General features: G+C 61.1%; 11 protein-coding genes. 4 read left to right on the plus strand and 7 right to left on the minus strand.

Annotated features, from left to right (window positions below):
• Positions 1–92: 92 nt before the first annotated feature.
• Complete coding sequence (gene guaB, locus ACKPCU_RS17650; protein ID WP_104738859.1) at positions 93–1,565, minus strand: IMP dehydrogenase; 1,473 nt, start codon at positions 1,563–1,565, stop codon at positions 93–95.
• A gap of 273 nt (positions 1,566–1,838) precedes the next feature.
• Here guaB and xseA point away from each other — a divergent pair, with 273 nt between their 5' ends.
• The 3 genes from xseA (at position 1,839) to leuA (ending at position 5,955) form a co-directional block, all read left to right on the plus strand.
• The gene (xseA, locus tag ACKPCU_RS17655) at positions 1,839–3,224 is read left to right on the plus strand and encodes an exodeoxyribonuclease VII large subunit (protein ID WP_321348724.1); all 1,386 of its coding nucleotides are present in this window, start codon (positions 1,839–1,841) and stop codon (positions 3,222–3,224) included.
• A 3-nt stretch (positions 3,225–3,227) separates the two neighbouring features.
• Complete coding sequence (locus ACKPCU_RS17660) at positions 3,228–4,070, plus strand: peptidoglycan DD-metalloendopeptidase family protein (RefSeq protein ID WP_321348726.1); 843 nt, start codon at positions 3,228–3,230, stop codon at positions 4,068–4,070.
• A gap of 214 nt (positions 4,071–4,284) precedes the next feature.
• Positions 4,285–5,955, plus strand: coding sequence for a 2-isopropylmalate synthase (gene leuA / locus ACKPCU_RS17665; protein ID WP_104738862.1), 1,671 nt, complete (start codon positions 4,285–4,287; stop codon positions 5,953–5,955).
• Positions 5,956–5,982: 27 nt separating this feature from the next.
• Here leuA and ACKPCU_RS17670 read toward each other — a convergent pair whose 3' ends face one another.
• Complete coding sequence (locus tag ACKPCU_RS17670) at positions 5,983–6,363, minus strand: winged helix-turn-helix transcriptional regulator (RefSeq protein WP_321348728.1); 381 nt, start codon at positions 6,361–6,363, stop codon at positions 5,983–5,985.
• Between the two features lie 117 nt (positions 6,364–6,480).
• On the opposite strand from ACKPCU_RS17670, the gene ACKPCU_RS17675 reads away from it, so the two are divergent.
• The gene (locus ACKPCU_RS17675; protein ID WP_321348730.1) at positions 6,481–7,587 is read left to right on the plus strand and encodes an alkene reductase; all 1,107 of its coding nucleotides are present in this window, start codon (positions 6,481–6,483) and stop codon (positions 7,585–7,587) included.
• Between the two features lie 52 nt (positions 7,588–7,639).
• Here the strand turns inward: ACKPCU_RS17675 and der are convergent, their stop codons facing one another.
• The 5 genes from der to ispG form a co-directional block, all read right to left on the minus strand.
• A complete protein-coding gene (gene der / locus ACKPCU_RS17680) occupies positions 7,640–9,061 on the minus strand; it encodes a ribosome biogenesis GTPase Der (RefSeq protein ID WP_104738864.1) in 1,422 nt (473 codons plus the stop codon).
• A 91-nt stretch (positions 9,062–9,152) separates the two neighbouring features.
• Positions 9,153–10,289, minus strand: coding sequence for an outer membrane protein assembly factor BamB (gene bamB, locus ACKPCU_RS17685; protein WP_104738943.1), 1,137 nt, complete (start codon positions 10,287–10,289; stop codon positions 9,153–9,155).
• A gap of 8 nt (positions 10,290–10,297) precedes the next feature.
• The gene (locus ACKPCU_RS17690; RefSeq protein WP_104738865.1) at positions 10,298–10,942 is read right to left on the minus strand and encodes a YfgM family protein; all 645 of its coding nucleotides are present in this window, start codon (positions 10,940–10,942) and stop codon (positions 10,298–10,300) included.
• Between the two features lie 39 nt (positions 10,943–10,981).
• Positions 10,982–12,232 (minus strand): histidine--tRNA ligase, encoded by a 1,251-nt coding sequence (gene hisS / locus ACKPCU_RS17695; RefSeq protein ID WP_229744448.1) that lies wholly within the window; start codon positions 12,230–12,232, stop codon positions 10,982–10,984.
• 52 nt (positions 12,233–12,284) lie between these two features.
• On the minus strand, positions 12,285–13,397 hold the full coding sequence (gene ispG, locus ACKPCU_RS17700; protein ID WP_104738867.1) for a flavodoxin-dependent (E)-4-hydroxy-3-methylbut-2-enyl-diphosphate synthase: 1,113 nt from the start codon (positions 13,395–13,397) through the stop codon (positions 12,285–12,287).
• Positions 13,398–13,406: the final 9 nt, after the last annotated feature.

Here is a 13,406-nt window from a genome sequence, read left to right on the forward strand (position 1 = left end):
AAGCGGCAAACCCGAAGCTGCAAGCGACAAGCGCACACCGTGCTGCTTGCAGCTTGAGGCTTTCAGCTTGCCGCTGATGGGTTGAGCTACGCTCAACCCACTCGATAGTTCGGCGCTTCCTTGGTGATCTGCACATCGTGTACGTGCGATTCACTCATGCCGGCACCGGTAATACGAACAAACTCGGGCTGGGTACGCATCTCGTCGATGGAGCTGGAACCGGTATACCCCATCGAGGCTCGCAGGCCGCCCATCAATTGATGGATGATGGCTGACAACGCGCCCTTGTAGGGTACGCGGCCTTCGATGCCTTCCGGCACCAGCTTCTCGGCGCCCGCTGCGGAGTCCTGGAAGTAACGGTCGGCGGAACCACCACCGGCGTTGGCCATCGCACCCAGCGAGCCCATGCCGCGGTAGGCCTTGTAGGAGCGGCCCTGGAACAGTTCGACTTCGCCCGGCGCTTCTTCGGTACCGGCGAACATGGAGCCCATCATCACAACCGATGCGCCAGCGGCAATGGCCTTGGCCAGGTCACCGGAGAAGCGGATACCACCGTCCGCGATCAGCGGTACACCGGTGCCTTCCAGCGCGGCAGCTACGTCGGCAATCGCAGACATTTGCGGTACACCGACACCGGCAACAATCCGGGTAGTGCAGATCGACCCTGGGCCAATGCCCACCTTGACCGCATCCGCACCCGCGTCGGCCAGTGCCTTGGCGGCTGTGCCGGTGGCGATGTTACCGCCGATCACTTGAATATCCGGGAAGTTCTGTTTGACCCAGCTCACGCGATCAATCACGCCCTTGGAGTGGCCGTGTGCAGTATCCACAATGATCACGTCAACGCCAGCAGCGGCGAGCGCCTCAACCCGCGCCGGGGTCTCGGGGCCGGTGCCAACAGCTGCGCCAACCAGCAGACGACCCTGATCGTCCTTGGCGGCGTTCGGATAGGCCCGGGCCTTTTCGATGTCCTTCACGGTCATCATGCCCTGCAGACGGAACGCATCATCCACGATCAGCACTTTCTCGATACGGTGAGTATGCAGCAGCTGACGTACTTCTGTAGCAGCAACGCCTTCTTTGACAGTTACCAGCTTTTCCTTCGGCGTCATCACGTCGCTGACCAGCGCGTTCATGCGGGTTTCAAAGCGAATATCGCGGGCGGTGACGATACCAACGAGGTCGCCATTGGACAGCACCGGCACCCCGGAGATGTTGTTCTGACGGGTCAGCTCGATCAGCTCGGCAACGGTTGCGCTGGCATCGATGGTGATCGGGTCACGGACAACGCCGGACTCGAACTTCTTGACCTTGCGGACTTCGGCGGCCTGCTGCTCGACGGTCATGTTTTTGTGAATGATGCCCATGCCACCTTCCTGCGCCATGGCAATCGCCAGACGGGCTTCGGTGACGGTGTCCATCGCGGCGGACAGCAGCGGGATGTTCAGTTCGATACGACGGGTCAGACGGGTCTTGAGACTCACGTCCTTGGGCAGGACCTCGGAGTATCCGGGCACCAGGAGAACGTCATCAAAGGTAAGTGCTTCTTGGCGAATACGCAGCATAGCAGGCTCCCGAGCGGGAAAATGGAAGCGCGCCATTATACCTATCCCCCCGGTCACACTCAATTGGATTCAGCATGCTAAATCACCGCACACATCAGCTGCGGCGCGCTGCCCGGCAGATGGCTTGGCAGACGCCTGGAAACCATAGGCGAAGCGGCCAATGCAAGGCAAAAGCAGACGACGACGCAAAATCTCCATCAAGTAAATGCGCATTCTGATACTGCGTTTAGGGTAGCAATGGCAATGCAGTTAGATGTTCAACAGCCTGCTAGAATGCCCCCCATGAACGACGATCACCTATTTAAGAAGCTCACCGCCGAGCCGGATGTGCTCAGCGTCAGCCAACTCAATGCCCGCGCCCGGCAACTGTTGGAAGACGTTTTTCCACGCATCTGGGTCGAGGGCGAGCTATCCAATCTGTCGCGCCCCAGTTCCGGCCACATGTACTTCACCCTGAAGGACGACCGGGCACAGATTCGCTGTGCCCTGTTCCGTCAGAACGCCGCCCGGGTGCGATTGGCGATGCGTGACGGCCAGCAGGTCCGTGCCCGTGGCCGGGTCAGCCTGTACGAGGGCCGCGGCGACTATCAGTTGATCGTCGACAGTGTCGAGGCCGCCGGTGACGGCGCACTGCGTCAGGCATTCGACGCGCTGAAAGCCAAGCTGCAGGCCGAGGGCCTGTTCGACAGCGAGCGCAAGCGCCCACTGCCGGGCCACCCCACCCGCATTGGCGTCATCACCTCGCCGAGTGGTGCTGCCGTGCGCGACATCATCAGCGTGTTCGGCCGCCGAGCACCTTTTATCGAACTGGTGATCGTCCCGGCTGCGGTACAAGGGCGCGAAGCCGCACCGCAACTGGTCAAGGCGCTGGAGCGCGCCGACCGGGCCAGGTTTGATGCCATCATCCTCAGCCGCGGCGGCGGGTCACTGGAAGACCTCTGGCCGTTCAACGAGGAAAGCGTCGCCCGCGCCCTCGCCGCCTGCCAGACGCCAACCATCAGTGCGGTCGGCCACGAAACCGACTTTTCCATCAGCGACTTTGTTGCCAATGTGCGCGCACCCACCCCGTCTGCTGCGGCGGAACTGCTCAGCCCGGATCGACTGGCCCTGCTGCGCCAGATCGAGCAGCTGCAGCGTCGCCTGCAACAACGGCTGAACGAGCGCCTGAGCCGAGCACGCCTGCAGCTGGACGGGCTGCGTCGACGCCTGCGGCATCCTGGCGAACGTCTGGCCCAGCAGGCACAGCGGCTGGACGAACTGGAAATGCGCCTGCGGCGCGCGGTCGACAACCGTCTTCGTCAGCGTGCCGATCGCCTGCAGTACCTGCAAACGCGGCTCAACACCCAGCACCCGGGCCGCCGATTGCAGCGCCTGCACGAACAATGGCAACAGCTGGACCAGCGCTTGCCGCGGGCCATGCAGCAACAACTTAAGCACGCGCATACGCGCCTGCAGCAGCAGGTGCAGGCACTGCATCTGGTCAGTCCGCTGGCCACCCTTGGCCGCGGCTACAGCATTCTGCTCGACCAGCAGGGCAAGGCTGTACGCAGTGCTAGCGATACCCGCCCGGGCCAGCGCCTGAACGCCCGACTGCACGACGGCACGCTGGCGGTAGAAGTAGTGAAAGACGAACCCCACACCTTGTCATTGCTGGATTGATCCATGTTCCTGAATCAACTACGCCGCCCGCTGGTAGCGCTGCTGCTGGCCGGACTCAGCCTGCCGGCGCTGGCCGACGGTTTTATCACCCGCCTGCTCAATAAACCCGTGCCCGGCGGCGTTGCCGTGGTCGCCCTGCCAGAACAAGCCGACGCGCCGCGCGCAACCTTTCAGGGCAAGCCGCTGCTGACCATTCGCGAAGACGGTCAGCGCTGGATTGCCATCGTCGGGCTTGGCCTGGACGTACCAACCGGCCAACAGCACATCGAACTGGCAGACGGACGCCAACTGGGTTTCACCGTCGGCCCACGTGAGTACGCACAGCAGCACATCACGCTGAAAAACCGCAGCCAGGTCAATCCGGATCCGGCGCAGCTGGCGCGCATCCAGCGTGAACTGCAAGAACAAACCGATGCCTACGCCCGATTCAGCCCGCGTCAGCCCAGCAACCTGCTGTTTGATCGCCCGGTGCCCGGTCGCCAGTCCAGTGCCTTCGGCCTGCGACGGTTCTTTAATGGCGAGGAACGCAACCCGCACTCCGGACTCGACTTTGCCGCCAGCACCGGCACGCCGATCAAGGCCCCAGCCGCTGGCGAAGTGATTCTGGTAGGCGACTACTTCTTCAATGGCAAGACCGTTTTTGTAGACCACGGCCAGGGGCTGATCAGCATGTTCTGCCACCTCTCTGCCATTGATGTCGACGTGGGGCAGGAAATCCCTCGCGGTGGCGTGCTCGGCAAGGTCGGGTCGACCGGTCGCGCCACTGGGCCTCACCTGCACTGGAACGTCAGTCTGAATGGCAGCCGGGTCGACCCGGCGATTTTCATCGGCACTTATCAACCTTGATGTCGCTCTGAAACCGCTGCGCAAACATTCGGCAGAAATCGCCCCGCAGGGGCAATAAAACCCAACATTTATCACCAAAAAGGTGATTCCTGCCATTTTTTTTCAACTTGTTGCAACGCAACATCGCAGCCATTACCGTTTACTGCAACGAACTCTTATCTGTTACTGCCTCAGGCCTTCACGAGAGGCCGGCCAGCCCAGGGAAATCAACACCATGAGCATGCTCAAAGACCCGTCAAGCAAGTACCGCGCATTCCAGCCGATCGACATTCCTGATCGCCAGTGGCCCAGCCGCACCATCACCGAAGTACCGGTCTGGTGCAGCTCTGATCTGCGCGACGGTAACCAGTCACTGATCGAGCCAATGGACCCGGCGCGCAAGCTGCGCTTCTTCAAGACACTGGTCGCCGTGGGCCTGAAGCAGATTGAGGTGGCCTTCCCCTCTGCCTCCCAGACTGATTTCGATTTCGTGCGCACGCTGATCGAGGATGGCCATATCCCGGATGACGTCACCATTCAGGTGCTGACCCAGGCCCGTGCCGACCTGATCGAACGCACCTTCGAATCTGTCCGAGGCGCCAAAAAGGCCATCATTCACGTCTACAACGCCACCGCGCCGAGCTTCCGTCGCATTGTCTTCAAGCAAGACAAGCAGGGCGTGACCGACATTGCCGTCAACGCCGCCAAGCTGATCAAGGAGCTGGCTGCCAAGCAGCCCGAGACCGAGTGGACCTTCCAGTACTCGCCGGAAATCTTCACCTCCACCGAGCTGGACTTCGCGGTGCAAGTCTGTGATGCGGTGCTGGATGTCTGGGAACCGACGCCTGAAAACAAGGTAATCCTCAATCTGCCGGCGACCGTAGAGGTATCCACCCCGAACATTTATGCCGACCAGATCGAGTGGTTCTGCCGCCATATCAGCCGCCGCGACAGCGTGCTGGTCAGCCTGCACACTCACAACGACCGTGGCACCGGCGTCGCGGCGACCGAGCTGGGCCTGATGGCTGGTGCAGACCGCGTCGAAGGCTGCCTGTTCGGCAACGGTGAGCGCACTGGTAACGTCGACCTGGTCAACGTGGCGCTGAATATGTACACCCAGGGCCTGCATCCAGGGCTGGACTTCTCCGACATCGACGCCGTGCGCAAGGTCGTAGAAGAATGCAACCAGTTGCCGGTGCATCCGCGTCACCCGTACGTCGGCGACCTGGTCCATACCGCCTTCTCCGGTTCGCATCAGGACGCAATCCGCAAGGGTTTCAGCCAGCAAGATCCGAACGGCATCTGGGAAGTCCCCTACCTGCCGATCGACCCGGCGGACATTGGCCGTAGCTACGAGGCGGTCATCCGAGTCAACAGCCAGTCAGGCAAGGGCGGCATTACGTATTTGCTGGAGCAGGAGTACGGCATCAGCCTGCCGCGTCGCATGCAGATCGAGTTCAGCCAGGTGGTTCAGGGTGAAACCGATCGCCTCGGTCTGGAACTGACCGCTGCACAGATTCACGGCTTGTTGGAGAAGGAATACCTCCAGGCGACCAGCCCGTATGCGCTGATCCGTCATCGCCTGCAGGAAGAGAACGGCACCAGCGCCGTCGATGTGGAAGTGCTCAATCAGGGCAACACCCTGCATTGGCGCGGACTGGGCAAAGGCCCGCTGGAAGCCCTGGTAGCCGGCCTGCCAGTGGGTCTGGAAATCATGGACTACCACGAGCACGCCATCGGCTCCGGCACCAATGCCAAGGCCGCAGCCTACGTTGAAGTCCGCCTGGACGGCGGTCGCCCGGTACACGGTCTGGGTATCGACGAGAACCTGACTACCGCCAGCTTCCGCGCCCTGTTCAGCGCCCTCAACCGAGCACTGCGTCAGGCCGAGGCGCAAGCCGCCTGAGGACCTGCGGGGCGCCCGCCCCGCAGATTAGTCATTTGCACTGGCAGCGCTCTGCTGCCAGTGCTCCCTGCCCCAACTGCACATCGCCGCCAGCACCGGCTGCAAACTCGCACCGTGCTCGGTAATACGGTACTCGACCCGCGGCGGCACCTCGGCAAACACCGTGCGACTCACCACTCCGTCGCGCTCCAGCTCACGCAACTGCTGGGTCAGCATCTTCTCGGTAATACCCGGCACCAAACGCTTTAACTCCGAAAACCGCTGCGGCCCCTGAATGATGTGATAAGCCAACACAGCCTTCCACTTGCCGCCGATCACATCCAGCGTGACTTCGATGGGCGTCGAGTAGGTCTTGTCGCCGCGCACCAATCGCTTGCTCTCGGCGATGCGTAACTGCTCTTCGGTCATCTGATGATTACCTTTTGGTAAGTGACTGCCAAAATCGTACGTACTTGCGAAAAAGAATGCCACCCCCATAATGACCGGCATTGGTAATTCACCGATGACTGAATCCGGGAGACACCCATGTCCAGCGATACCCTGTTTCAACCCGCTCGCCTCGGCAGCCTAGATCTGCCGAACCGCGTCGTAATGGCCCCGCTGACCCGCCAACGCGCTGCTCAGCCCGGCAATCTACCCCACGCTCTGAACGTCGAGTACTACACCCAACGCGCCAACGCCGGTCTGATCATCAGCGAAGGAGTGCAAATCAGCCCCGAAGCACAGGGCTACGCCTGGACGCCCGGCATTCACAGCCCCGAACAGATTGAAGGCTGGAAGGCTGTCACCGAGTCTGTGCACAACGCCGGTGGCCGCATCTTCCTGCAGCTGTGGCACGTCGGCCGCATCTCCCACACCCTGATTCAGCCCAACGGTCAGGCACCGGTCGCCCCCTCTGCCATTGCCGCCAAAGCGGACGTCTACGTGCAGGAACCCGATGGCAGCCATCACAAGGCAGCCGCCTCTACCCCCCGCGCGCTGGAAACCGCCGAGCTGCCGCAGGTGGTGGAAACCTACGCACAGGCAACCCGCAACGCACTGCAGGCCGGCTTTGACGGCGTAGAGATTCACGCTGCCAACGGCTACCTGCTCGACCAGTTCCTCTGCTCCAACAGCAACCAGCGCACCGATGCGTATGGCGGCAGCGTCGAAAACCGCGCCCGCCTGGTACTCGAAGTCGTCGATGCAGTGGTCGCCGCGGCAGGCGACGCCGGCATCGTTGGCATCCGCATTTCTCCGCTCGGCACCTTCAACGGTGTTGAGGACGCCAACCCGCTGGAAACCTTCAGCTACCTGCTGGAGCAACTGAACAGCCGTGGTTTGGCCTATGTTCACGTCAACAAGCCGGACTGGGCAGGTGGCAGCTACGAAGGCTTCGACGAACTGCTGGCCGCGCTGCGCAAGGTCTACAAAGGCGACTTCATCCTCGCCGGCGGTCTGGATGGCGAAAGCGCTTCCAGCGCGCTCGAGAGCGGTCTGGCGCAGTTTGCTGCATTCGGCCGTCCCTATATCGCCAACCCGGATCTGGTCGCACGGCTGCAGGCTGGTGCGCCGCTCAATCAGGTCAACCCGCGCACGCTGTACGGCGGCGGCGCCGAGGGCTACACCGACTACCCGGCATTGGAAGCCTGAGCAGCGGACACAAAAAAGCCGGCGTGATGCCGGCTTTTTTGTTTGAGCAGGATCAGCGTTTGTCCTTGCTCTTTTTCTTCATCTTCTTGTTGTGACTCATCAGACGACGCTTCTTGTTCACCTGACGCTCGGTCAGCGTGTTCTTGCGATCGGCATAGGGGTTATCACTGCCCTTGTACTCAACGCGGATCGGCGTGCCGGTCAGGCGTAGCACCTTGCGGAAGGTGTTCTCCAGATAACGGGTATAGGAGCGCGGCACCGAATCGACCTGATTGCCGTGGACCACGATAATCGGCGGGTTGGACCCACCGAGATGGGCATAGCGCAGCTTGATACGGCGACCATTGACCATAGGCGGCTGGTGTTCGCTCACCGCGTCTTCCAGAATCTCGGTCATCCGACGGGTCGGAATTTTGGTCATCGCCGCCTGATAGGCCTGATCCACTGACTTGTAGAGCAGACCGACGCCACTGCCATGCAGCGCAGAAATAAAGTGAATGTCGGCGAACTGGGCGAAAATCAACCGGCGCTCCAGTTCCGTTTTGACGTATTCCTTCTCTTCCTGCGCCATGCCGTCCCACTTGTTGACAGCAATGACCAGCGCACGGCCGGCTTCCAGCACGAAGCCCAAAAGGTGTAGATCCTGCTCGACAATCCCCTCGCGGGCATCGACGACAAAGATCACCACGTTGGCGTCCTGGATTGCCTGCAGGGTCTTGATCACCGAGAACTTCTCGATGGCCTCGAACACCTTGCCACGGCGACGCACCCCGGCGGTATCAATCAACGTGTAGGGCTTTTCGAAACGCTCGTAGGGGATGTAGATGCTGTCGCGGGTGGTACCGGCCTGATCAAATACCACCACCCGGTCTTCACCGAGCATGCGGTTGACCAGCGTCGACTTGCCGACGTTCGGCCGACCGATGATCGCAATCTTGGTACCGATTGGCTCAACGACGCGCCCTTCTTCGCCGCTGACTTGCAGGCTCTCGTCATTGAGCACCGCATCCAGCATCGGGTTGATATTACGACCGTGCGCGGCGGCAATCCCCAGCGGCTGACCGAGCCCCAAGGTGGCAAACTCGCCAAGGATCGCATCCGGGTCAGCGCCGTCGATCTTGTTGGCGATCAGGTAGGTGTGCTTGTTGCGTTTGCGCAGGTGCTCGGCAATCTGTTCATCACCGGCGGTACGGCCAGCGCGCGCATCAACCAGAAACAGCACGGCGTCGGCCTCTTCGATGGCCTGCAATGACTGACCGGCCATCATCAGATCAAGACCCTGCTCGTCGCCGGTGATACCACCGGTATCGACCACAATATAAGGCTTGCCCTGCCAGACCGCCTCACCGTACTGACGGTCACGGGTCAGGCCGGAGACATCGGCCACGATGGCGTCACGACTCTTGGTCAGACGATTGAACAGGGTGGATTTGCCGACGTTCGGCCGCCCCACCAGAGCGATGACAGGAACCATGATTACTCCGCGCACAGATGCTGTGCAAAAAAACAAAACGGCCGTTACACCTGACTGTGTAACGGCCGGGAAAGTATAACCGCTTTTCGGCTTACTTCAGCTTGTAGGCTGCCAGATCGCCGCTGTTACCGTAGACGAACAGCAGATCACCAATCACCAGCGGGCTGGCACGCAAGCCGTCGCCATCAACCTTGACGCGACCGGCCATACGGCCATCGGTCTGAGCCAGCAGGTGCAGGTAACCTGCGAAGTCACCGACGGCAACGTAGTTGCTGAACGCTACCGGCGCCGTCAGCTGACGGCGGGCCAGCGACTCATTGCTCCAGAGCTCACGGGCACTGCCAGCGTCCAGCGCCTGCACGGTGCCATCCGCCTCGCTGACGTAGACGCTACCGAAACCAACGCCCGGACCAACATAGCTGGACGCCGGGTGCTGCCACAGCGGGCGACCTGACTGGGCGTCCAGTGCGGCGACATTACCCTGGTAGGAGACGACGTAAAGACGCTCATCATCCAGCACCAGTTGACCGTCGATATCCACCATGCGCTCAAGTTCGGAGCGGCCCTTGGGTTGAGCAATACGCTGCTCCCACAGCGGGATACCGGTATCGGCTGCCAGCGCAACGACCTTGCCGCTGGCCAGGCCAGCAAACACCTGACGCACATCGACAATCGGAGTGCTGTGGCCACGCACGGTCAACACCGGCAATGACGACTCGTAAATCCAGCGGCGTTCGCCGCTGCTGATGTCCAGCGCAACCAGCTTGTCGTCCTGCGTCTGCACGACGACGACGTCACCATTGGTCTGCGGCGGGGCCAGCACTTCGCTGGACGCCTGCGCGCGCCACTTCTCGCTACCGTCAGTCTCGTCCAGCGCAATTACCTGGCCGTCGAGCGTACCGACGATGACCAGACCACCGCCGGCACCAACAGCACCGGAAAGCGGCGCCTTCAGTTTGACTTCCCACTTTTCGTCGCCGTCTTCGCGGTTCAGCGCAACAACGCGCCCCTTGGCGTCAGCCGCGTAGAGCGTAAGACCATCAAGGGCGGGCGTCAGGTTGTTGAACAATTCGCCCTGACCAACACCGATGTTGCGCTTCCAGACGCGGTCCAGTTGAACTTCAGCGTCGAATTTTTCCAGCTCGGCCGGTGGCAGTTCCTTCTTGCCGGAGCTGCCACAACCAACCATCAGAGCGGCTGTAAGCCCCAGTACCAGATAACGTGACATCACTTTCACTAGGCTTCCTCCGCCAGATCGTCCAACTTCAATTGCAACTGCGGGCGTGAGGATGCATCCTCCAGCGCCTCGATCGCCGCCTGGTAGGCAGCACGGGCTTCGGACTTGCGACCCAGACCAAGTAACAGATCACCACGCACTTCTTCGCGGCTCGCCTTCAGCTCGGAACCTTCAACCGGCGCAGCAAACAGTGCCAAGCCTTCCTCGGCGCGCTCCTGCTGAGCCAACACGCGAGCCAGACGCTGACGCGCCACTTCCTGCAGAGCCGCATCCTTGGTGGTATCAACCAATTCTCGCAGACTCTTTTCGGCAACCGGATAATCGCGGGCCTCTACGGCCAGCCGCGCTTGCATCAGCGCCGCATAGTCGGCGTAACGGGAACTGGGGTAATCCTCGCGCAGCTGCGCTGCGAGTTCCGCAGCGCGTGCGCGTGAAGCCTCGGAGTCGCTACCGAGTACCGACTCCAGCATGGTCTGATAGAGCGTGGAGGCGCCCTGCGCCTGCCCCTGCTGGTAGTTCTGCCAGGCTTGCCAGCCGAATACCCCTGCCAGAGCGATGGCCACCCCGGTCAGCAGCGGCACACCGTGGCGCTGCCAGAGTTCCTTCAGCTTCTCTACCTGTTCTTCTTCTGTCTCGTAAGCCACCCTTCACTCCTTAGCCAAACCAGAGACGGCCAGTGCCGCTCAGATAATCTCTGCCAGTCGAGCCGGCACATCCTGCCAGCTCAAGGTTTCCTGTTCCTCGCCACTGCGCAGCGGCTTGAAGCCAATCTGCTGCGCAGCCACTTCGTCTTCTCCCAACACCAGCGCGTAAAGGGCACCAGATTTGTCAGCCTTCTTGAACTGACTCTTGAAGCTGCCACCCCCGGCGTGCACGACCAACCGCAGCGACGGCAGCGCGTCACGCAGTTGCTCGGCCAAGCGCAAGCCGGCTTTTACCGCCGTCTCCCCCAGCGTGACCAGATAGACATCCACCTGACGAGCCAGTTCAGCGGGCACGCGCTCGAGCGTTTCGATCAGCAACAATAGCCGTTCAATGCCCATGGCAAAGCCAACCGCCGGGGCAGGCTTACCACCAAGCTGGGTAACCAGCCCATCGTACCGGCCACCGGCACAGACCGTACCCTGGGCACCCAACTGATCGGTGACCCATTCGAACACCGTCAGGCCGTAGTAGTCCAGCCCGCGCACCAGCTTTGGATTGATTACATAGGGAATGCCGACTTCGTCCAGCAAGGCACGCAACCCGTCAAAGTGAGCGCGCGCTTCGTCGTTCAGATAGTCGGCCAGCTTCGGCGCGTCCGTCAGCAGCGCCTGCGTCTCCGGCACCTTACTGTCAAGGATACGCAGCGGATTACTGGCCAGGCGACGCTGGCTGTCTTCATCAAGCTGATCAAAGCGCGCCTGCAGATAGGCAACCAGGTCATCGCGATAGCGGGCACGGTCTTCCGAGCTGCCAAGGCTGTTCAGCTCCAGTTTGACCGCATCGCTGATACCCAGACGCTGCCAGAGGCGCCAGGACAGTACGATCAGTTCAGCGTCGATATCCGGGCCAGCAAGATTGAAGGTTTCCACGCCGATCTGATGAAATTGGCGGTAGCGGCCCTTCTGCGGGCGCTCGTGACGGAACATCGGGCCGTTGTACCAGACCTTTTGGGCAACACCGCCGCCGAGCAGGCCATGCTGCAGCATCGCGCGCACGCAGCCTGCGGTGCCTTCCGGACGCAGGGTAAGCGAGTCACCATTGCGATCCTCGAAGGTGTACATTTCCTTTTCGACGATGTCGGTCACTTCACCGATGGAGCGTTTGAACAGCTCGGTCGGTTCGACAATCGGCATACGCACCTGCTGATAACCGTAGCTGGTCAGCAGGTCTGATACGGTGCGTTCAAAGTATTGCCACAGGGCGCTGTCTTCAGGCAGAACGTCGTTCATGCCGCGAACGGCTTGCAGGGTCTTCAAAGTCTCTTTCCTATTACCTGGCCGCTCAACCGCGGGCGATGGTGTTGGCATCCAGCGCTTGTTTGGCAGCCACTTTATCTCGAATCATTTTTTCCAGTCGGTCGACCAGCTCGGCATTATCTACTTTCTGATCCGGCTTGCCGTCCTGATAGATCAGGTTGTTCGGCGTACCACCCGTCAGGCCGATATCGGCCTCCTTGGCTTCGCCCGGTCCATTGACGACACAGCCAATGACCGCAACATCCATCGGCGTCAGCACGTCGTCGAGGCGCGCCTCCAGCTCGTTCATGGTTTTGACCACATCGAAGTTCTGGCGCGAGCAGCTCGGACAGGCAATGAAGTTGATACCGCGCGAACGCAGGCGCAGCGACTTCAGAATATCGAACCCGACACGAATCTCCTCGACCGGGTCAGCCGCCAGCGAGATACGGATGGTGTCGCCAATGCCCTCGGCCAGCAACATGCCAAGCCCTACCGCCGACTTGACGGTGCCCGAGCGCAGGCCGCCCGCCTCGGTGATCCCCAGATGCAACGGCTGCTCGATCTGCTTGGCCAGCAGCCGGTAGGCGTCAACCGCCATGAAGACGTCGGACGCCTTCACGCTGACCTTGAAATCCTGAAAGTCGAGCCGGTCAAGATGCTCAACGTGACGCAGCGCCGACTCGACCAGCGCCGCCGGGGTTGGCTCGCCGTATTTCTTCTGCAGATCCTTTTCCAGCGAGCCGGCGTTGACCCCGATGCGAATCGGGATGCCATTGTGGCGGGCTGCATCGACCACCGCTTTAACACGATCTTCACGACCAATATTGCCGGGGTTGATGCGTAGGCAGTCGACCCCAAGATCAGCAACCCGCAGGGCAATCTTGTAGTCGAAGTGAATATCGGCGACCAGTGCAATACCAACCTGCTTGCGGATTTCACCGAAGGCCTCGGCAGCCTCCATGCTCGGCACAGAGACCCGCACGATATCGGCTCCGACCGCTTCCAGCCGACGGATCTGCTCGACGGTAGCGGCAACATCACAGGTTTCGGTATTGGTCATGCTCTGTACCGATATGGGGGCATCACCACCCACCAGTACCGAACCAACCTTTATCTGCCGGGAGACACGACGTTTTACCGGCGACTCATGCTGCATAACTGTCTG

The organism is Halopseudomonas oceani (genome assembly GCF_963677335.1).
GTDB classification, from domain to species: domain Bacteria; phylum Pseudomonadota; class Gammaproteobacteria; order Pseudomonadales; family Pseudomonadaceae; genus Halopseudomonas; species Halopseudomonas oceani.

Excerpts from the sequence above, each read along its gene's own strand:
- guaB (WP_104738859.1), bottom strand. The coding sequence starts at position 1,565 with ATGCTGCGTATTCGCCAAGAAGCACTTACCTTTGATGACGTTCTCCTG.
- xseA (WP_321348724.1), top strand. The coding sequence starts at position 1,839 with ATGCCCCCCATGAACGACGATCACCTATTTAAGAAGCTCACCGCCGAG.
- ACKPCU_RS17660 (WP_321348726.1), top strand. The coding sequence starts at position 3,228 with ATGTTCCTGAATCAACTACGCCGCCCGCTGGTAGCGCTGCTGCTGGCC.
- leuA (WP_104738862.1), top strand. The coding sequence starts at position 4,285 with ATGAGCATGCTCAAAGACCCGTCAAGCAAGTACCGCGCATTCCAGCCG.
- ACKPCU_RS17670 (WP_321348728.1), bottom strand. The coding sequence starts at position 6,363 with ATGACCGAAGAGCAGTTACGCATCGCCGAGAGCAAGCGATTGGTGCGC.
- ACKPCU_RS17675 (WP_321348730.1), top strand. The coding sequence starts at position 6,481 with ATGTCCAGCGATACCCTGTTTCAACCCGCTCGCCTCGGCAGCCTAGAT.
- der (WP_104738864.1), bottom strand. The coding sequence starts at position 9,061 with ATGGTTCCTGTCATCGCTCTGGTGGGGCGGCCGAACGTCGGCAAATCC.
- bamB (WP_104738943.1), bottom strand. The coding sequence starts at position 10,289 with ATGTCACGTTATCTGGTACTGGGGCTTACAGCCGCTCTGATGGTTGGT.
- hisS (WP_229744448.1), bottom strand. The coding sequence starts at position 12,232 with ATGAACGACGTTCTGCCTGAAGACAGCGCCCTGTGGCAATACTTTGAA.
- ispG (WP_104738867.1), bottom strand. The coding sequence starts at position 13,397 with ATGCAGCATGAGTCGCCGGTAAAACGTCGTGTCTCCCGGCAGATAAAG.